Below are 19,402 nucleotides of genomic sequence, written 5' to 3'. Positions count from 1 at the left end.
AGACGTAGAAATACGCTAGCCGATAGCGCCCGGAGCTAGACATAAAAGGAAAACCTTCGGTTTTCCGAAATTAAGTTTGGCGTTTTCGTTTTGTTCAGTTTTGAAGGTCCAATCCTTCAGTATGTGTTCTTTGAAAACCGGATAGGAGAAATAAACCAAGTAAACCGAGAATCGCTTATTTTTGGATTTAAACCTTTTATGGTTAAGTTAGAAAGGGCGCACGGCGGATGCCTTGGCACTAGGAGCCGATGAAGGACGGTACAAACACCGATATGCTCCGGGGAGCTGTACGTAAGCTTTGATCCGGAGATTTCCGAATGGGGAAACCCCCTGTCTTTAATCGGACAGGATTCCTGCCTGAATCCATAGGGCAGGAAGGGCACACCCGGGGAACTGAAACATCTCAGTACCCGGAGGAAGAGAAAGCAATTGCGATTTCCCAAGTAGCGGCGAGCGAACAGGAAACAGCCCAAACCGGAAGGCTTGCCTTCCGGGGTTGTAGGACACTCATATGGGAGTTACAAAAGAACGGGGTAAGTGAAGCGGCCTGGAAAGGCCTGCCGGAGAAGGTAAAAGCCCTGTAACTGAAACTTCGTTCTCTCCCGAGTGGATCCTGAGTACGGCGGGACACGAGGAATCCCGCCGGAATCCGGGAGGACCATCTCCCAAGGCTAAATACTCCCTAGTGACCGATAGTGAACCAGTACCGTGAGGGAAAGGTGAAAAGCACCCCGGGAGGGGAGTGAAAGAGATCCTGAAACCGTGTGCCTACAAGTAGTCAGAGCCCGTTAACGGGTGATGGCGTGCCTTTTGTAGAATGAACCGGCGAGTTACGGTCTCATGCAAGGTTAAGCTGAAGAAGCGGAGCCGCAGCGAAAGCGAGTCTGAACAGGGCGAAAGAGTATGAGGCCGCAGACCCGAAACCAGGTGATCTACCCATGTCCAGGGTGAAGGCAAGGTAACACTTGCTGGAGGCCCGAACCCACGCACGTTGAAAAGTGCGGGGATGAGGTGTGGGTAGCGGAGAAATTCCAATCGAACTTGGAGATAGCTGGTTCTCTCCGAAATAGCTTTAGGGCTAGCCTCAAGCGGAGAGTTTTGGAGGTAGAGCACTGTTTGGACGAGGGGCCCTCATCGGGTTACCGAATTCAGACAAACTCCGAATGCCAAAAACTTATGCTTGGGAGTCAGACTGTGAGTGATAAGATCCATGGTCGAAAGGGAAACAGCCCAGACCGCCAGCTAAGGTCCCAAAGTATACGTTAAGTGGAAAAGGATGTGGCGTTGCTTAGACAACCAGGATGTTGGCTTAGAAGCAGCCATCATTCAAAGAGTGCGTAATAGCTCACTGGTCGAGTGACGCTGCGCCGAAAATGTACCGGGGCTAAACGTATCACCGAAGCTGCGGATGGACACCGTTTGGTGTCCGTGGTAGGAGAGCGTTCTAAGGGCGTTGAAGCCGGACCGGAAGGACCGGTGGAGCGCTTAGAAGTGAGAATGCCGGTATGAGTAGCGAAAGAAGGGTGAGAATCCCTTCCACCGAATGCCTAAGGTTTCCTGAGGAAGGCTCGTCCGCTCAGGGTTAGTCGGGGCCTAAGCCGAGGCCGAAAGGCGTAGGCGATGGACAACAGGTTGATATTCCTGTACCGCCTCTTCACCGTTTGAACGATGGGGGGACGCAGGAGGATAGGGCAAGCGCGACACTGGTTGATCGCGTCCAAGCAGTTAGGCCGGTGCGGAGGCAAATCCTTCGCGCCAAGGCGGAGCTGTGATGGCGAGGGAAATTAAAGTACCGAAGTTCCTGATTCCACACTGCCAAGAAAAGCCTCTAGTGAGGTGAAAGGCGCCCGTACCGCAAACCGACACAGGTAGGCGAGGAGAGAATCCTAAGGTGAGCGAGAGAACTCTCGTTAAGGAACTCGGCAAAATGACCCCGTAACTTCGGGAGAAGGGGTGCTTTTTGGGGTGTATGCCCCGGGAAGCCGCAGTGAATAGGCCCAGGCGACTGTTTAGCAAAAACACAGGTCTCTGCGAAGCCGCAAGGCGAAGTATAGGGGCTGACACCTGCCCGGTGCTGGAAGGTTAAGGAGAGGGGTTAGCCGCAAGGCGAAGCTCTGAACTGAAGCCCCAGTAAACGGCGGCCGTAACTATAACGGTCCTAAGGTAGCGAAATTCCTTGTCAGGTAAGTTCTGACCCGCACGAAAGGTGTAACGATCTGGGCACTGTCTCAACGAGAGACTCGGTGAAATTATAGTACCTGTGAAGATGCAGGTTACCCGCGACAGGACGGAAAGACCCCATGGAGCTTTACTGCAGCCTGATATTGAATTTTGGTACAGCTTGTACAGGATAGGTAGGAGCCTTGGAAACCGGAGCGCCAGCTTCGGCGGAGGCATCGGTGGGATACTACCCTGGCTGTATTGAAATTCTAACCCGCACCCCTTACCGGGGTGGGAGACAGTGTCAGGCAGGCAGTTTGACTGGGGCGGTCGCCTCCTAAAAGGTAACGGAGGCGCCCAAAGGTTCCCTCAGAATGGTTGGAAATCATTCGCAGAGTGTAAAGGCATAAGGGAGCTTGACTGCGAGACTTACAAGTCGGGCAGGGACGAAAGTCGGGCTTAGTGATCCGGTGGTTCCGCATGGAAGGGCCATCGCTCAACGGATAAAAGCTACCCTGGGGATAACAGGCTGATCTCCCCCAAGAGTCCACATCGACGGGGAGGTTTGGCACCTCGATGTCGGCTCATCGCATCCTGGGGCTGTAGTCGGTCCCAAGGGTTGGGCTGTTCGCCCATTAAAGCGGTACGCGAGCTGGGTTCAGAACGTCGTGAGACAGTTCGGTCCCTATCCGTCGCGGGCGCAGGAAATTTGAGAGGAGCTGTCCTTAGTACGAGAGGACCGGGATGGACGCACCGCTGGTGTACCAGTTGTCTTGCCAAAGGCATCGCTGGGTAGCTATGTGCGGAAGGGATAAGTGCTGAAAGCATCTAAGCATGAAGCCCCCCTCAAGATGAGATTTCCCACAGTTTAACTGGTAAGATCCCTGAAAGATGATCAGGTTGATAGGTCCGGGGTGGAAGCGCGGCGACGCGTGCAGCTGACGGATACTAATCGATCGAGGACTTAACCAAATAGAAAAGTGAAGGGTGCTCGCTCATCGGCGTATGAACTTCAAGGCCCCCGCCTGAGATAAAGGAAACACGACGAGCCCTAAAGGCGAGTCGATGCCCGCTTATCGTATGAAAGGGGGGACGGGAAGTTCACTAGCCGATAGCGCCCGGAACTGGACAATAGAAAAGCGAAGGTGCCTTGTTTAGCCCCGACAAGCGAATGTTCTGACCGGCATGGAGCCGTCTTTTGGCTCCGTGGCGGGCAGGTTATTCGACCTCGAGGGGCTAGGCACCGGAGCTAGACAATAGAAAAGCGGAAGCGCCTTGGTCATCGGCGTACGGATTTCGGAGCTTTCGACTGAGATAAAGGAAACACGGCGAGCCCCTAAAGGCGAGTCGATGCCCGCTTATCGTAGGGAGAAAGCGCAGAAATACGCTAGCCGATAGGCGCTGGAGCTAGACAATTTTCAAAGTTAGAAACCAAAGCTATTCTCCGTTTACAGTTTTTTCTCCCATCCGGTTTTCAGGGAATCACATAATTCCTGTTGATAAGCAATGGAAACTTTGTTATAATGATTTTTGTCATTGAGGTCCGGTGACGATGGCGGAAAGGTCACACCCGTTCCCATCCCGAACACGGAAGTTAAGCTTTCCAGCGCCGATGGTAGTTGGGGGTTTCCCCCTGCGAGAGTAGGACGTTGCCGGGCCAAAAGAGAACCGCAGACAAATCGTCTGCGGTTTTTTCGTACCTGTATAAAAAACACTGTTTACTGCTTTCACCGGAATGCAGCCCGTTTTACTCAAAATCATTGCTGGAGGAAGGATATGGAAGGCGGTATACCTCAATGAAATATTTTCCACAAAATGAAATTCTTTTTTGTTTGCAAATTTATTTTTTAAACAGTTGCATCTTATTGAATAATTTTTTCTTTGTGAGATAATGATCATGTAATAAAGATAACGTTTTCTTTAAGGAGAGATTTACTATGCCAGATAAAAAGTTTTCAGTAGTGATCGCCGGCGGGGGCAGCACTTATACCCCGGGAATTGCTTTAACGTTGCTTGATAATTTAGACAAATTTCCAATTAGAAGTTTAAAGTTTTATGATAATGACGGAGAGCGGCAGCAAAAAATTGCGGATGCTTGCGCCATCATGATTAAAGAAAGGGCCCCAGAAATAGAATTTTTGGCAACAACCGATCCTGCAGAAGGGTTTACAGATGTCGATTTTGTAATGGCACAAATCAGGGTTGGAAAATATGAAATGCGCGAAAAAGATGAAAAAATTCCATTGAAACACGGGGTTGTGGGTCAAGAAACAACAGGGCCTGGAGGAATTGCTTACGGTTTAAGGTCCATCGGAGGCGTTTTAGAGCTTATTGACTATATGGAAAAATATTCTCCAAATGCCTGGATGTTGAATTACTCAAACCCGGCTGCAATCGTGGCTGTAGCTACAAATCGCTTAAGACCGAAATCTAAAATTATCAATATTTGTGACATGCCAATTGGAATAATGGATCGGATGGCAAAAATATTAAAATTAAATTCTTATAAAGAACTGGATTTCGACTATTATGGTTTGAACCACTTTGGATGGTGGACGGCTGTAAGAGATAAGAAAGGCAATAATTTAATGCCACAGCTTCAGGCCTATGTCAGGGAACACGGATATATATTGCCTGATGAAAGCGGGACAGAAAAAAGCTGGAGAGAGACTTTTGAAATGGCTAAAGATGTCTATGCACTCGATCCGGAAACATTGCCGAACACTTATCTGAAATACTATCTATATCCGCAGGAAGTTGTGAAACATTCTGATCCGAATCATACAAGGACGGATGAAATTAGATCGGGCCGCGAAAAATTTGTTTTTGAAGAGTGTGCCAAAATTACGGAATCCGGAACAGCAACAAACAGCGCCTTTAAATCAGATGAACATGCTTCCTATATTATTGATTTATGCCGTGCGATTGCTTATAACACAAAAGAACGCATGCTTGTCATTACACCAAATAAAGGGGCAGTAGAAAACCTGGATTCTGATACGATGGTGGAAATTCCTTGCTTGATTGGTGCAAATGGGCCTGAACCACTCGCGCAGGGTAAAATCCCGCGCTTCCAAAAAGGGTTGATTGAGGAACAAAACAGTGTTGAAAACCTGGTTGTCGATGCCTGGATAGAGGGTTCGTATACAAAATTATGGCAAGCATTAAGCTTAAGTAAGATTGTACCAGATGCAGGACTGGCCAAAGTTATTTTGGATGAACTGGTTGAAGCAAATAAGGGTTACTGGCCGGAATTAAAAATCGGGCGTCCTGAACCGGTTTTAAGCTGATCATACAAGGTAATCAACTAAAGGGATTATTTAAACATGCTCCTTTACATCATTACTAAGTGAAACCAAAAATGAGGAGCGGTAAATCTTTTTTAAAAAGAAAAAGATCTTATCGCTTCTCATCATATTTCTAAAAAAGGAAAGCGGTTTCCGGTCTGGAGGATAAACAATGAAAAGTATACAAAGATTTGGCGGTGCAATGTTTACACCTGTTTTACTTTTCTCATTTGCTGGCATTATGCTGGCCATCAGCATATTATTTTGCAATCCGTCTGTTTTTGGAAGCCTTGCAAGTGAAGGAACCTTATGGTACGGCATATGGGATACTGTACAACAAGGTGCATGGACAGTATTTAATCAAATAGAATTATTATTTGTCGTCGGCCTACCTATCGGACTGGCAAAAAAAGCTTCCGGAAGAGCTGCAATGGAAGCTTTGGTTACGTATCTTACATGGAATTATTTTATAGCGGCCATCCTTACCCACTGGGGAAAATTTTTTGGAATTATGCATTACGGAAGGGCTTTAGCTGAAAATAGCACAAACGAAGGCTTAAAAATGATTGCCGGAATTAAAACTTTTAATACAAGCATCATTGGTGCCTTAATTATAGCGGGAATCGTTGTCTATTTGCATAACAGATTTTTTGACTATAAATTACCTGACTTTTTGGGCACCTTCCAGGGCTCTGCTTTCGTCGTCATTCTTGGCTTTTTTGCCGCTTTACCCTTGGCATTCATTACCTGTTTAATTTGGCCGAAAATTTCATTCGGCATCGGATCATTACAATCGTTCATGGCTCATGCAGGTCCTGTTGGGGTTTGGATTTACTGTTTCCTTGAACGTGTTTTAATTCCAACAGGTCTTCACCATTTTATTTATATCCCTTTCCAATTTGGGCCAGCCGCAGTTCCGGAAGGCCTAACGAAATGGTGGCTTATGCACTTGGAGACATTTGCTAATAGTAAGGAATCACTGAAATCAATGGCACCACAAATGGGATTCTCGATGTTTGGCAATGAAAAGGTTTTTGGTATACCAGGAATTGCTTTGGCATTTTACTTTACGGCAAAGAAAGAAAACAGGAAAAAAGTATTGGCCCTGCTGGTACCGGCAGTCATTACATCTGTACTTGCTGGTATTACCGAACCAATTGAATTTACATTTTTGTTCGTAGCGCCGCTTTTATGGGTGATTCATTCCCTTTTGGCAGCAACATTAGATACGACATTGTATTTATTTGGTGTAGTAGGTGATTTGAGCGGAGGCATTATTGATATGGCCGGGAAAAACTGGATTCCGCTTTTTCAAAATCACTGGGCAACATATTTAACGCAATTTGTAGTTGGGCTGATATTCACGGCTATTTACTTCTTTGTCTTTAGGTTTTTCATTTTAAAATTCAACTTTGCAACGCCAGGCAGGGAAGCAGATGAGGAAGAAGAAATTACATTAAAGACAAAACAGGATTATAAAAATAAAAAATTAGCGCAAGGGGTGCAAGAAACAGCTGCAGCATCCTACACAGATCCTTATTCGGAAAGAGCGGCAATTTACCTGGATGCGTTGGGCGGAAAAGAAAATATCAGTGATGTGACCAATTGTGCTACCAGGTTAAGAGTGACAGTAGTAGATCCAAAGAAAGTGAAACCGGATAGCGCATTTAAAGCGGGAAAAGCTGCGGGTGTTGTGAGAGCAGGAAGAGCATTCCAAGTCATCGTAGGGTTGGATGTCCCCCAAGTCAGGGAAAAATTTGAAGAACTGTTGAAACAATAAAACTTTTTGGATAGAGTCAGCATCTTATTTAGTGATAAAATTGGATGTAAGGACACAAGAAAGGGTGTTGACTCTTTATGGATTTGGAACAAAAAGTAAACCAAAGCTTCCAACAATTAAATTCAGATGAAATACAATGCCTGAATTTTATTATTGAACATAAAGATATTGTTAGCAATTCAACTTTAAATGAAATTAGCAAGCTTTGCCATGTTTCCGCTTCTTTCTTGTTTAGAACCATCAAGAAGGTCGGGTACTCGGGTTTTTCTGAATTAAAGTATGAAATCAAAAAGGAAGAAAACACGTTGAAAGAAATGACCGGCCAGCCAGAAAATATTAATTGCCAATTGCATGAAGACATTGATAAAACCATCAAATATTTTAATACTGTCAATCACACGGAAATGTTTCGTTCTATTATGGAAGCCAGCCGTATCTTTTCTTATGGCACAGGTTGGGAGCAAAAAATGGCTGCGGAAAAGATTACAAGAAATTTTATATACTCAGGAAAATTTGTGACGAACTTCCCGGCGCTGGAAGAATTATCGGTAGCAGAAAAAGCGTTAAATGAAAAAGACATCGTATTTTTAATTTCATTGAGCGGCAATAATGAACGGATTGTCAATATAGCAAAAGATTTTAGAAGAAGAAATATAAAAATGGTCAGCATCACACAATTTGGGACAAACAAATTGGCCGGCATTTCAACATATAATCTTTACTACTATGCATCCGAGTTTCATAAACCACGGCACAGAAGCATTGTCAGCTTATACATTCTGGTTGAACTTTTTTCCCTGCATTACAAGCTGTTTACTGAGCAATTGGAAAACGGGGGCTTGCAAAATGGATAAAATAAGAAGGCTTGTTGGAAATGAAACGAAAATATTTAATATAATGATTGCATTGTTTTTTCTCGTCCCTGTTTTTTATATGATTTATTTATGTGTGATTGTTGCCATATATCCAACATCTTTTAAAGAACTGTTTTCAAACAGCCCTTTTGCTGCTGTCATGCTGATCGCTTCCTGCCTTGATCTGCTGATGGGGTATTATCTGTATCATCTTAAAGTCCATTTAAATCATTATGACCTTTTTATGCTGTCTATTTACTTATCGGCGTTGCTCCAGCTTTTGTTAGGGAATCTTTTAATTGCTTTTTTTATTGTACTATTGATTTTATCTTCTCCAAATAAAAAAATTAAGTTATCTAATTTAAGAAATGATGCCAGGTATTTATCAATGCTTGGAGCTTTTCTTGTAATGTATATGTTTTGTGATTTTGTTTTGCTTAAATTAATGATTTAGAAAGTAGGGAACCGATATGCTCAACTTTTTAAAAAAGAAAAAGAGCCAAACAGTAGGCTTGGTTGCGCCTGCAATCGGCCATTTAGTTCCAATAACGGAAGTAAATGATCCGGTTTTTTCCACAAAGATGATGGGAGATGGATTTGCCGTAATACCAGCGGCCGGAGAAGTCCGAAGCCCGGTATCCGGAAAAATTTTGAGCGTTTTTGACACAAAACATGCTATTAGTATTCAGACAGATAATGGGCTTGAAGTATTGGTGCATCTGGGGATTGATACGGTAGAACTTAAGGGGGCGCCTTTTCAGGTATATGTAAATGAAAATGATACGGTCCAGGCTGGTGATAAAATTGCCGATATGGACTTAACCGCACTGAAAGCAGCTGAAAAGGATAACAGTGTAATGGTTATCTTTACAAATTCCAACAGTATTTTGGATTTTACGATTTCAGCAAATGGCAAAGTGAGTGCGGGGCATGAGATCGGAAAAGTTGAATTAAAATAGAGGGCCAGGATCAGCCTGCCCAGGAATGTAGCAATGGAAACGATAACTTAAATTCGTGAACAAATTCTTCTACCCCTTAAAAGCGGGCACAGAAAGAGTGCCAATGCATATTTTGAAAAGGCAGGGAATATCCCTGCCTTCCTAACATGGTTACTTTTCTTCCTTCCCGGGTACAATGCAGCTTCCATCTGCACAGGCAACGTCTTGTTCGGTGGACAGGTCTTGCAGCACCGGCGCTGCGGCTTCTTCCTGCCATACTTTCTGAAGGGCGCTTGTAAAGGTTTCGAGCGGCTGGGCGCCGGAGATGGCGTATTTTTGGTTAAGAATAAAAAACGGGACGCCGGTGATGCCGTATTGCTGTGCGATGGCTTCATCCACGCGTACGTCATTTAGATAGGCATTCGGGTCACGAAGCACTTCCAAAGCTTTTTCCCGGCTGAGGCCTGCAGATTCGACGATTGCGGCAAGTGTTTCGTGGTCACCGATATACGCTCCTTCTGTAAAATAGGCGTGGAACAGTTTTTCGGCGAGTTCCGCCCCTTTGCCTTCAGTCGCGGCAAATTTTTCAAGGCGGTGTGCATCCAGCGTGTTTGTCGGCTTCATGTTGTCAAAATCATAACGAAGCCCCACGCTTGCCGCCTGTTCACCGATCCCGCGGTTTGCCTTTTTTGCTTCTTCCATGCTGATGCCGTATTTCTCAGCAATCGCTTCGTGGATATTTTTGCCGATGCCTTTTTCGGCAGCAGGGTCAAGTTCAAACGCTTTAAATTCAACTTCCACCTGGCTCCGGTGCGGAAATTGTGCCAGCGCCATTTCCAAACGCCGTTTTCCAATATAGCAAAATGGGCAGACAAAGTCAGACCACACTTCAATTTTCATATGAACACCCCATTTCTTCGATTACCCCCTATCGTATCATAAAAAAGTTTTATCATAAAAAATCATGCTTATGGACACGTTTACTTTGCTCCGGCCGTGATATGATGGAAAAGAAGCAAAATGAATGTGTGATGAGGAGGGGGAACATCATTGCTCCACAATAGTATTGTCATGGTGCTGATTATTTTTGTTGTCAATATTATCTATGTATCCTTTTCGACAACGAGGATGATTCTAACGTTAAAAGGATACCGGTATATTGCCGCTTTTGTCAGCATGGTTGAAATTATCGTGTATATCATCGGTCTCGGGCTTGTTCTTGATAATCTGAATAAGATTCAAAACATTATTGCGTATGCGGCTGGTTATGGAATCGGCGTCATGGTGGGGATGAAAATTGAAGAAAAACTGGCGCTCGGCTATATTACGGTCAATGTCATTACAACAGGGGCAAATTTGGATTTGGCAAAAAAATTGCGGGAAAGTGGCTACGGCGTTACTACATGGGATGCGCACGGGCTTGAAGGCGACCGGATTGCCCTCCAGGTTTTGACGCCGAGGAAATATGAGCTGAAATTATACCAAGCGATTCAGACGATTGATCCAAAGGCCTTTATCATTGCATACGAGCCGAAAACCATTTACGGCGGTTTTTGGGTAAAAGCGGTGAAGAAAGGAAAATTGAACAAATGAAAAAACAGTTTGAAGTGCTGGAAAATGAGACCATTGCAGACTGTCTGGCAAGAATGGAAAAAGAAGGCTTCCAACCGGTCAGAAGAATCGAAAAGCCGGTGTTCCGGGAAGTCAAGAAAAACGGCAGGAAAGAGTATGAGCCGGTCACCAGAAAAATTGTTTTTGAAGGAAGAAAATCAAGTTCAGACCCGAACATTCCCGGCCTGTAAAACATGAATTATTCGTTGACAGCAACAAGCTTCCCTGTTAAGATAAAAATACAAAGTGAATAGGACCCTCATATATAATGGGAATACGGCCCATACGTCTCTACCCGGTTACCGTAAATAACCGGACTATGAGGGAAAGCGGAAGTTGGGAATCACAAGGTTTTCCATGCTTATTTGTGCTGCACCCGGATGGACTGCTTTCTCTCTAAAATAGAGCGGGCAGATCCGTCCGGGTTTTTTTGTACATAAACAGGGGAGGGATGCAGGTGGCAGTTGAAGTTGGCGTCATTATGGGCAGCATTTCGGACTGGGAAACGATGAAACATGCATGCGGCGTGCTGGATGAATTGAACGTGCCTTACGAGAAAAAAGTCGTCTCTGCACACCGGACGCCGGATCTGATGTTTCAATATGCAGAACAGGCAAGAAGCAGGGGCGTAAAAGTCATCATTGCGGGAGCAGGCGGCGCGGCTCATTTGCCGGGGATGGTCGCAGCAAAAACGACGTTGCCAGTCATCGGCGTGCCGGTCCGGTCAAAAGCGCTGAACGGCCTTGACTCTTTGCTTTCAATCGTGCAGATGCCGGGCGGTGTCCCGGTTGCAACGGTCGCGATCGGAAAAGCGGGCGCAACAAATGCCGGACTGCTTGCCGCCCAAATTTTATCCACAACAAACGAACATATTGTCAAAAGGCTTGAACAAAGACGGGAAAGACTTTCGAAAACCGTATATGAAAGCAGTGATCAACTTGAACAGGAAAATAATTAAACCGGGGAGTACAATCGGCATCATCGGCGGCGGCCAGCTCGGGAGAATGATGGCCCTTGCCGCAAAAGAGGCGGGTTTTAAGATCATTGTCCTTGATCCTGTGCCGGATTGCCCGTGTGCGCAGGTGGCGGACGGGCAGATCACGGCGCCATATAATGATGAAGCGGCATTGCGGGAGCTCGGGGAACGATGCGATGTGCTCACCTATGAATTTGAAAATATCGATTATGAAACATTGAAAAAGGCCACCGGATTTGCCCATGTGCCACAAGGAGCGGAACTGATCCGGATCACGCAGAACCGTATTTTTGAAAAAGAAGCAGTTGCAAAAGCAGGTGTCCGGGTTGCGCCGTACCGCATCGTTGAAAACGCGGCGGATTTGAAAGAAGCTGTTGGGGAAATTGGCTATCCATGTATTTTAAAAACGGCGCGCGGCGGTTATGATGGAAAAGGGCAGATCACGCTCCGGCATGAAGGGGATTTTAAGGAAACGGATCCGCTTCTTGCCCACGGCGCATGTGTCCTTGAAAAAATGATTCCATTTACAAAAGAACTTTCTGTCATCATCACCCGGAATGAAACAGGGGAAACGAGCCTTTTTCCGGTAGTTGAAAATATTCATCACAACCATATTTTGCATCAAACAATCGCGCCGGCACGGGTGGAAAATACGGTGAAAAAAGAGGCGGAGCAACTCGCCCTAAAGGTGGCAGAGCAGCTTCATTTAACCGGCACGCTTGCAGTCGAAATGTTTTTAGAAGCGGACGGCACGCTTTATGTCAATGAACTGGCGCCGCGCCCGCATAATTCCGGGCATTACTCGATTGAAGCCTGTTCGATTTCGCAATTTGGCCAGCATATCCGCGCGATCTGCAACTGGCCGCTCCGCAAAGTGGAACTTTTGAAGCCGGCTGTTATGAATAATCTGCTCGGCCAGCACGTCGAAAGGGCGCTTACGCAAATTCCTTACCAGCCGGAATGGTCGGTCCATCTTTACGGCAAAAAAGAAGCGAAATTCCAGCGAAAGATGGGCCATATTACAGTGCTGACAGAGGAAATCGAAGAGACTTTGCTTTCCCTTGAACAATCCGGTGTATGGCAGGATGTACAGAAACGATCGGAGGCAGCAGTGAATGATTGAACGCTATACAAGGCCTGAAATGGGCGCCATCTGGACAGACGAAAATAAATACAAAGCATGGCTTGAAGTGGAAATCCTTGCCTGTGAAGCATGGGCGGAGCTTGGGGAAATCCCGAAAGCAGATGTGCAAAAAATCCGTGAAAATGCCAGATTTGATGTTGAAAGAATTTTAGAAATTGAGCAGGAAACGCGCCACGATGTTGTCGCTTTTACAAGGGCCGTTTCGGAGTCGCTCGGCGAAGAAAGAAAATGGGTGCATTACGGGCTGACGTCCACGGATGTGGTCGATACGGCGCTTTCTTATTTGATCAAACAGGCAAATGAAATCATTGAAAAAGACCTTGAACGTTTTATTGAAATTTTAAAGCAAAAAGCAATTGAACATAAATACACCGTCATGATGGGCCGTACCCACGGCGTCCATGCCGAACCGACCACTTTTGGCCTGAAAATGGCGCTCTGGCACGAAGAAATGAAACGGAATCTCGAACGCTTCAGGCAAGCGGCGGACGGCATCCGTTACGGGAAATTAAGCGGTGCTGTCGGGACCTATGCCAACATCGACCCGTTCGTTGAGCAGTATGTCTGCGGGAAACTCGGCTTAAAGCCGGCGCCCATCTCCACGCAAACGCTGCAGCGCGACCGCCACGCTTATTACATCGCGACCTTGTCTTTGATCGCGACATCGATTGAAAAATTTGCTACGGAAATCAGGGGGCTGCAAAAAAGCGAAACCCGTGAAGTGGAAGAGTTTTTCAGCAAAGGGCAAAAAGGATCGTCCGCGATGCCGCATAAACGCAATCCGATCGGTTCGGAAAATATGACCGGGATGGCGCGGGTGCTGCGCGGCTATATGGTAACGGCGTATGAAAATGTCTCCCTTTGGCATGAGCGCGACATCTCGCATTCTTCTGCGGAACGGATTATTTTGCCGGATGCAACGATTGCTATTAATTATATGCTGAACCGGTTCGGCAATATTGTGAAAAACCTGACCGTCTTCCCGGAAAATATGAAACGGAACATGGACAAAACGCTCGGTCTCATTTATTCACAGCGGGTTTTGCTTGCCCTGATTGATAAAGGCATGTCCCGTGAAGCTGCATACGATACGGTGCAGCCGAAAGCAATGGAGTCGTGGGAAAAACAAGTGCCGTTTAAGGAACTGTTGAAAAAAGACCCGGCCATCCAAAGCAGGCTCACGGAAGCAGAACTCGAGGAATGCTTTGACTACCATTATCATTTGAAACATGTCGATACGATTTTTGACCGTCTCGGGCTGAACTGAACCGGGGCGGCCGGGTGAATTCAGCCCGGCTGTCCCGGAAAATAAAAAGCGGCTGCGAAATTTGCGCAGCAGGCTAAGGAGGCAGGCGCATGCTTGTATACGAGGGGAAAGCAAAACGGTTGTATGAAACAGAGGATCCGGATGTATTGCGCGTCGAGTACAAAGACTCGGCCACCGCGTTTAATGGCGTGAAAAAAGCGGAGATTGAAGGAAAAGGGAAGCTGAACAATGAGATTTCAAGCCTGATCTTTAAGCGGCTTGCGGACAAAGGGGTCAAGAGCCATTTTATCCGTAAAATATCGGAACGCGAACAGCTTGTGCGCCGGGTGGAGATCATCCCGCTTGAAGTAGTCGTCCGCAATGTCGTGGCGGGCAGCCTTGCAAAGCGCCTCGGGCTTGAAGAAGGAACGCCGGCCGGGCAGCCGGTTGTCGAATTTTATTATAAAAAGGACGAACTCGGCGACCCGCTCATTACAGAAGACCATGTACGGCTTTTAGGGATTGCAAGTTCGGAAGATTTGCAGTTTTTAAGAAAACAGGCGCTCGTTGTCAATGAGAGCCTAACGGCGCTGTTTGCGGAAATCGGCGTCCGCCTTGTGGATTTCAAACTCGAGTTCGGACGCGGACGTGACGGGGCGATCCTTTTGGCCGATGAAATTTCCCCGGATACGTGCAGGCTCTGGGACCGGGCAACGAATGAAAAGCTGGATAAAGATGTGTTCCGCCGGGATTTGGGCAGTTTAACGGAAGTTTACCAGGAAATCTTAAATCGCTTGAGAGGAGATATTTCGCATGTATAAAGTGAAAGTCTATGTCACCTTGCGCGAGGGCATCCTTGATCCGCAGGGGGCTGCCATCAACCAGTCGCTTGTCCAGCTCGGCTACAGTGAAGTGCAGGATGTGCGGGCCGGAAAATATTTGGAGCTGCTTGTAGAAAAGGCGGACCGGGACCTGGATGCCGTCATCCGGGAAGTGTGCGGGCGGGTGCTCTCAAATCCTGTCATCGAAGACTACCGCTATGAAATTGAGGAGTGTGTTGCGCCGTGAAGTTTGCATGTCTTGTTTTTCCGGGATCGAACTGTGACACCGATATGTTTCATGCGATTCAAGATGCACTTGGTGAAGAAGCGGCATACGTCCGCCATGATGCGGATAGCTTAGATGGTTTTGACGGGATCCTCCTGCCGGGCGGGTTTTCGTACGGCGACTATTTGCGGACAGGCGCGATCGCACGCTTTTCGCCGGTCATGCAGGCTGTTGCAAGAGCTGCTGAAGAGGGCAAACCGGTGCTTGGCGTCTGCAACGGATTTCAAATTTTGCTTGAAGCCGGCCTTTTGCCGGGGGCCATGCTCCGGAACGCAGGCTTGAAATTCGTCTGCAAAACGGTGCCGCTTGTAGTCGAAAATGCCGCAACGATGTTTACTTCCCTGTATGAGCAGGGGGAAACGATCCGGATTCCGGTTGCCCACGGGGAGGGGAACTATACTTGCGATGCGGAAACGCTCGAAATGCTGAAAGAAAACAGGCAAATTGTGTTCACGTACGGGGAAAATCCTAACGGGAGTATTGCCAATATTGCGGGAATTATGAACGAACAAGGCAATGTGCTCGGGATGATGCCCCATCCGGAACGGGCCGTTGAAGCATTACTCGGAAGCACGGACGGTTTGAAGCTGTTCAAATCCATTGTAAAAAACTGGAGGGAATCCCATGCCGTTATTGCTTGAACCAGGACCGGCCGAAATCAAAAGCCAAAAGATTTACCGTGAAATCGGGCTGACAGACGAAGAATTCGCACGGGTCGAAACGATTCTCGGCCGGACGCCGAACTATACCGAAACAGGGCTGTTTGCCGTCATGTGGTCGGAACATTGCAGTTACAAAAACTCTAAGCCGGTCTTAAAAAAGTTTCCGGTAAAAGGCGAACGCGTTCTCCAGGGGCCCGGGGAAGGCGCCGGCATCATTGATATCGGCGACGGGCTGGCGGTTGTTTTTAAAATTGAAAGCCATAACCACCCGTCCGCGATTGAACCGTACCAGGGCGCGGCAACGGGCGTCGGCGGGATTATCCGCGATGTGTTTTCGATGGGGGCAAGGCCGGTTGCGCTTCTCAATTCGCTCCGTTTCGGCGAACTCGATTCCCCGCGGGTGAAACGTCTTTTCAAAGAAGTCGTTGCCGGAATTGCGGGCTACGGCAATTGCATCGGGATTCCGACAGTCGGCGGGGAAGTGGCATTTGATCCGTGTTATGACGGCAATCCGCTCGTTAACGCGATGTGCGTCGGCCTGATCGAACATAAAGACATTCAAAAAGGGCAGGCGCGCGGCATCGGGAACACGGTCATGTATGTCGGCGCAAAAACAGGAAGGGACGGCATCCACGGCGCCACCTTTGCCTCCGGGCAGCTCAGCGAAGATTCGGAGGAAAAGCGCCCGGCAGTCCAAGTTGGCGATCCGTTTATGGAAAAACTGCTCCTTGAAGCCTGCCTCGAACTTGTCCGCCATGATGCGCTCGTCGGCATCCAGGATATGGGGGCGGCCGGGCTCATCAGCTCCTCTTCCGAAATGGCCAGCAAGGCGGGCGTCGGGCTTGTAATGAATCTTGACCGCATTCCGCAGCGCGAAACTGGGATGACGCCATATGAAATGATGCTCTCCGAATCGCAGGAACGGATGCTGATTGTCGTAAAAAAAGGCCGGGAACCGGAAATCATCCGCCTTTTTCAAAAATACGGGCTTGATGCGGTTGCTATCGGAACGGTAACCGGCGATAAAATGCTCAAATTGTACCACAACGGCGAACTTGTCGCAGATGTGCCGGCCGATGCGCTTGCAGAGGATGCGCCCGTCTACCATAAACCATCCAAAGAGCCGGCTTACTTTGCGGCCTATCAGGCGATGAAACCGCAAATCCCGGCGGTGGAAAATCTTCAGGAAACTTTTTTCCAATTGCTCAAACAGCCAACCATTGCCAGCAAAGAATGGGTGTATGAACAGTACGACTACCAGGTGCGGACGAACACGGTGGTCATGCCGGGATCGGATGCAGCCGTCATCCGGATCCGCGGGACAAAAAAAGCGCTCGCGATGACAACGGATTGCAACGCCCGCTACGTCTATTTGGATCCGGAAACGGGCGGGAAAATCGCAGTGGCGGAAGCGGCGCGCAACATTGTCTGTTCCGGGGCCCAGCCGCTTGGCGTGACAGACTGCCTGAACTTCGGCGCACCGGAAAAGCCGGAAATTTTCTGGCAGCTCGAAAAAGCGGCAGATGGCATGAGCGAAGCATGCCGCGAGCTTGAAACCCCGGTCATTGGCGGCAATGTCTCACTGTATAATGAAACATTGCAAAAAACAGAAAACGGGGAAGTGTCCGTACAGGCTGTATATCCGACACCGGTTGTTGGCATGGTCGGACTTCTCGAAGACATCAAATATGTGACCACGCAGACATTTAAACAGGCTGGTGACCTCATTTATCTGATCGGGGAAGCAAAACCGGAATTCGGTGGCAGCGAACTGCAAAAGCTTACAGACGGCCAAATTTCCGGAAAACCGCCGGCACTCGATTTGGAAACTGAAGCCCGGCGCCAGCACCAACTGCTTGCTGCGATCCAGTCCGGCCTTGTGCAAAGCGCCCATGACGTCTCGGAAGGCGGTTTTGCACCGGCACTCGCTGAATGCCTGTTTGGGACGGAAAATTTGGGGGCCAATGTGGTTTTAAAAGGCAACCCGGTTACGGCGTTATTCAGCGAAACCCAGTCACGATTTATTGTGTCAGTGAAGAAAGAGCACCAGCAGGCGTTTCAAAAATTGGTGGATGAGGCTGTTTGGATTGGCAACGTCACGGATGATAAGCAAATGGCTGTCAAAGGGGAAAACGGGGAGACGTGGATTCAGGCGGATACAGAGGAATGCGAAACGGCCTGGAAAGGAGCCTTAAAATGCTTGCTGAAATAAAGGGATTAAATGAGGAATGCGGGATTTTCGCGGTATGGGGCCATAAAGAAGCGGCACAGCTTGCCTATTACGGGCTCCACAGCCTGCAGCACAGGGGGCAGGAAGGTGCGGGTATTGTTGTCAAACAAAACGGGCGCCTCATTGGCAAAAAAGGGGAAGGGCTTGTGACGGAAGTATTTTCAGCCCAGTCTTTTGCCGGGCTTGACGGGGATGCGGCCCTCGGGCATGTCCGCTACGCAACAGCGGGCGGTGGCGGGATTGAAAACGTCCAGCCGCTTCTGTTCCATTCGCAAAACGGCAGCCTTGCGCTTGCGCATAATGGCAATCTCGTCAACGCGCATACATTGAAGCACCAGCTTGAAATGCAGGGCAGCATTTTCCAGACGACATCCGATACAGAGGTGCTCGCCCATTTAATGAAAAGAAGCGGCTACCGTACCATGAAAGAACAGATGAAAAGCGCGCTTACGATGCTAAAGGGGGCGTATGCATTTGCTGTTATGACTGAAGATGAGCTGCTCGTCGCCCTTGACCCAAACGGTTTGCGCCCACTTTCACTCGGACAAATCGGCGACGCTTATTGCGTTGCGTCGGAAACATGCGCGCTTGATATTGTCGGGGCTGAGTTTATCCGCGATATCCGTCCTGGTGAACTCGTATCGATCAGCAGCCGCGGCATTGAGTCGGAGCAGTATGCGTATGCTGCGAATCCGGCCATTTGTACAATGGAATATGTCTATTTTTCCCGGCCGGACAGCAATATCCACGGCATCAACGTTCATGCCGCACGCAAAAATATGGGGAGAAGGCTTGCGATCCAGGCGGGCATTGACGCGGATGTCGTAACCGGCGTGCCCGATTCAAGCATTTCGGCGGCGATCGGTTACGCGGAACAATCCGGCATCCCCTATGAAATGGGCCTGATCAAAAACCGCTATGTCGGGCGCACGTTCATCCAGCCGTCGCAGTCGCTGCGCGAACAGGGCGTGAAAATGAAACTGTCGCCGGTGCGCGCTATCGTCGAAGGAAAGCGGGTGGTCATGGTCGATGATTCGATCGTGCGCGGAACGACAAGCAAACGGATCGTCACCATGCTCCGCGATGCCGGGGCAACGGAAGTGCATGTATGCATCAGCTCGCCGCCGATGAAACATCCGTGTTTTTACGGCATTGACACATCGACGCATGAAGAACTGATCGCAGCCCGCCACAGCGTGGAGGAAATCCGCCAGATGATCGGCGCGGACACCCTCACTTTTTTGACGGTGGACAATATGCTCGAAGCAATTGGCAGGCCGGCGATCAATGAAACATGCGGCCAGTGCCTCGCCTGTTTTACCGGCAAGTATCCGACGGAAATCTATCCGGATACGGTACTGCCACATGAAAAAGAACTGATTCAAAAATAGCAATTAACGGAGGATT

At 48.1% G+C, this 19,402-nt stretch carries 16 protein-coding genes, 2 rRNA genes and 1 riboswitch; of the genes, 17 read left to right on the top strand and 1 reads right to left on the bottom strand.

The window, feature by feature from the left end:
• Positions 1 to 200: 200 nt before the first annotated feature.
• The 7 genes from NSU00_RS14115 to NSU00_RS14085 all read left to right on the top strand — a co-directional run bounded on the left by NSU00_RS14115 (position 201) and on the right by NSU00_RS14085 (position 9,040).
• Positions 201 to 3,132 (top strand): 23S ribosomal RNA (locus NSU00_RS14115).
• Between the two features lie 570 nt (positions 3,133 to 3,702).
• A 5S ribosomal RNA gene (gene rrf / locus NSU00_RS14110) occupies positions 3,703 to 3,818 on the top strand.
• Between the two features lie 279 nt (positions 3,819 to 4,097).
• Positions 4,098 to 5,450 carry a 6-phospho-alpha-glucosidase gene (locus NSU00_RS14105; protein WP_340703840.1) on the top strand — a complete coding sequence of 451 codons (1,353 nt, stop codon included), beginning with the start codon at positions 4,098 to 4,100 and terminating at the stop codon, positions 5,448 to 5,450.
• Between the two features lie 169 nt (positions 5,451 to 5,619).
• On the top strand, positions 5,620 to 7,227 hold the full coding sequence (locus tag NSU00_RS14100) for an alpha-glucoside-specific PTS transporter subunit IIBC (RefSeq protein ID WP_237348633.1): 1,608 nt from the start codon (positions 5,620 to 5,622) through the stop codon (positions 7,225 to 7,227).
• A gap of 77 nt (positions 7,228 to 7,304) precedes the next feature.
• The gene (locus NSU00_RS14095; RefSeq protein WP_118498869.1) at positions 7,305 to 8,081 is read left to right on the top strand and encodes a MurR/RpiR family transcriptional regulator; all 777 of its coding nucleotides are present in this window, start codon (positions 7,305 to 7,307) and stop codon (positions 8,079 to 8,081) included.
• Positions 8,074 to 8,535: a hypothetical protein gene (locus NSU00_RS14090; protein WP_118498871.1), complete on the top strand. Its 462-nt coding sequence runs from the start codon at positions 8,074 to 8,076 to the stop codon at positions 8,533 to 8,535. The genes NSU00_RS14095 and NSU00_RS14090 overlap by 8 nt, the downstream gene beginning before the upstream one ends.
• Positions 8,536 to 8,551: 16 nt before the next feature.
• Entirely contained in the window at positions 8,552 to 9,040 is a 489-nt protein-coding gene (locus tag NSU00_RS14085) for a PTS sugar transporter subunit IIA (RefSeq protein WP_340703839.1), read from the top strand.
• A 150-nt stretch (positions 9,041 to 9,190) separates the two neighbouring features.
• Here the strand turns inward: NSU00_RS14085 and NSU00_RS14080 are convergent, their stop codons facing one another.
• On the bottom strand, positions 9,191 to 9,919 hold the full coding sequence (locus tag NSU00_RS14080) for a DsbA family oxidoreductase (RefSeq protein WP_340703838.1): 729 nt from the start codon (positions 9,917 to 9,919) through the stop codon (positions 9,191 to 9,193).
• 150 nt (positions 9,920 to 10,069) lie between these two features.
• Between NSU00_RS14080 and NSU00_RS14075 the strand changes: the two genes are divergently transcribed.
• From NSU00_RS14075 to purF, 10 genes are all read left to right on the top strand, one after another.
• Positions 10,070 to 10,612, top strand: coding sequence for a DUF2179 domain-containing protein (locus NSU00_RS14075; RefSeq protein ID WP_061566986.1), 543 nt, complete (start codon positions 10,070 to 10,072; stop codon positions 10,610 to 10,612).
• On the top strand, positions 10,609 to 10,821 hold the full coding sequence (locus NSU00_RS14070; RefSeq protein WP_061577495.1) for an NETI motif-containing protein: 213 nt from the start codon (positions 10,609 to 10,611) through the stop codon (positions 10,819 to 10,821). Before NSU00_RS14075 ends, NSU00_RS14070 begins: the two co-directional genes overlap by 4 nt.
• A 48-nt stretch (positions 10,822 to 10,869) precedes the next feature.
• Positions 10,870 to 10,970, top strand: a riboswitch (purine riboswitch).
• 141 nt (positions 10,971 to 11,111) lie between these two features.
• Complete coding sequence (purE, locus tag NSU00_RS14065; protein WP_445684504.1) at positions 11,112 to 11,588, top strand: 5-(carboxyamino)imidazole ribonucleotide mutase; 477 nt, start codon at positions 11,112 to 11,114, stop codon at positions 11,586 to 11,588.
• On the top strand, positions 11,569 to 12,729 hold the full coding sequence (gene purK / locus NSU00_RS14060) for a 5-(carboxyamino)imidazole ribonucleotide synthase (protein WP_328005183.1): 1,161 nt from the start codon (positions 11,569 to 11,571) through the stop codon (positions 12,727 to 12,729). Before purE ends, purK begins: the two co-directional genes overlap by 20 nt.
• Positions 12,722 to 14,017 (top strand): adenylosuccinate lyase, encoded by a 1,296-nt coding sequence (gene purB / locus NSU00_RS14055; protein WP_017552970.1) that lies wholly within the window; start codon positions 12,722 to 12,724, stop codon positions 14,015 to 14,017. Before purK ends, purB begins: the two co-directional genes overlap by 8 nt.
• A gap of 89 nt (positions 14,018 to 14,106) precedes the next feature.
• Positions 14,107 to 14,817: a phosphoribosylaminoimidazolesuccinocarboxamide synthase gene (gene purC, locus NSU00_RS14050; protein WP_029142044.1), complete on the top strand. Its 711-nt coding sequence runs from the start codon at positions 14,107 to 14,109 to the stop codon at positions 14,815 to 14,817.
• Entirely contained in the window at positions 14,810 to 15,064 is a 255-nt protein-coding gene (gene purS / locus NSU00_RS14045) for a phosphoribosylformylglycinamidine synthase subunit PurS (RefSeq protein WP_017552972.1), read from the top strand. The genes purC and purS overlap by 8 nt, the downstream gene beginning before the upstream one ends.
• On the top strand, positions 15,061 to 15,744 hold the full coding sequence (gene purQ / locus NSU00_RS14040; protein ID WP_340703056.1) for a phosphoribosylformylglycinamidine synthase subunit PurQ: 684 nt from the start codon (positions 15,061 to 15,063) through the stop codon (positions 15,742 to 15,744). The genes purS and purQ overlap by 4 nt, the downstream gene beginning before the upstream one ends.
• Positions 15,728 to 17,977: a phosphoribosylformylglycinamidine synthase subunit PurL gene (gene purL, locus NSU00_RS14035; protein ID WP_340703055.1), complete on the top strand. Its 2,250-nt coding sequence runs from the start codon at positions 15,728 to 15,730 to the stop codon at positions 17,975 to 17,977. Before purQ ends, purL begins: the two co-directional genes overlap by 17 nt.
• Positions 17,962 to 19,386 (top strand): amidophosphoribosyltransferase, encoded by a 1,425-nt coding sequence (gene purF / locus NSU00_RS14030; RefSeq protein ID WP_340703836.1) that lies wholly within the window; start codon positions 17,962 to 17,964, stop codon positions 19,384 to 19,386. Before purL ends, purF begins: the two co-directional genes overlap by 16 nt.
• Positions 19,387 to 19,402 lie beyond the last annotated feature (16 nt).

Origin of the sequence: Weizmannia sp. FSL W8-0401, from assembly GCF_038009125.1 — a bacterium.
Classification (GTDB): domain Bacteria; phylum Bacillota; class Bacilli; order Bacillales; family Bacillaceae_C; genus Weizmannia; species Weizmannia coagulans.
Note: the sequence above shows the minus strand (reverse complement) of the source record. Positions and strands in the feature narration are given on the sequence as shown.

Bases quoted from the DNA above. Each gene is read 5' to 3' on its own strand.
- NSU00_RS14105 (WP_340703840.1), top strand. From the start codon at position 4,098: ATGCCAGATAAAAAGTTTTCAGTAGTGATCGCCGGCGGGGGCAGCACT.
- purF (WP_340703836.1), top strand. From the start codon at position 17,962: ATGCTTGCTGAAATAAAGGGATTAAATGAGGAATGCGGGATTTTCGCG.
- purC (WP_029142044.1), top strand. From the start codon at position 14,107: ATGCTTGTATACGAGGGGAAAGCAAAACGGTTGTATGAAACAGAGGAT.
- purS (WP_017552972.1), top strand. From the start codon at position 14,810: ATGTATAAAGTGAAAGTCTATGTCACCTTGCGCGAGGGCATCCTTGAT.
- purL (WP_340703055.1), top strand. From the start codon at position 15,728: ATGCCGTTATTGCTTGAACCAGGACCGGCCGAAATCAAAAGCCAAAAG.
- purB (WP_017552970.1), top strand. From the start codon at position 12,722: ATGATTGAACGCTATACAAGGCCTGAAATGGGCGCCATCTGGACAGAC.
- purE (WP_445684504.1), top strand. From the start codon at position 11,112: ATGGGCAGCATTTCGGACTGGGAAACGATGAAACATGCATGCGGCGTG.
- NSU00_RS14100 (WP_237348633.1), top strand. From the start codon at position 5,620: ATGAAAAGTATACAAAGATTTGGCGGTGCAATGTTTACACCTGTTTTA.
- NSU00_RS14095 (WP_118498869.1), top strand. From the start codon at position 7,305: ATGGATTTGGAACAAAAAGTAAACCAAAGCTTCCAACAATTAAATTCA.
- NSU00_RS14085 (WP_340703839.1), top strand. From the start codon at position 8,552: ATGCTCAACTTTTTAAAAAAGAAAAAGAGCCAAACAGTAGGCTTGGTT.
- NSU00_RS14090 (WP_118498871.1), top strand. From the start codon at position 8,074: ATGGATAAAATAAGAAGGCTTGTTGGAAATGAAACGAAAATATTTAAT.
- NSU00_RS14080 (WP_340703838.1), bottom strand. From the start codon at position 9,919: ATGAAAATTGAAGTGTGGTCTGACTTTGTCTGCCCATTTTGCTATATT.
- NSU00_RS14070 (WP_061577495.1), top strand. From the start codon at position 10,609: ATGAAAAAACAGTTTGAAGTGCTGGAAAATGAGACCATTGCAGACTGT.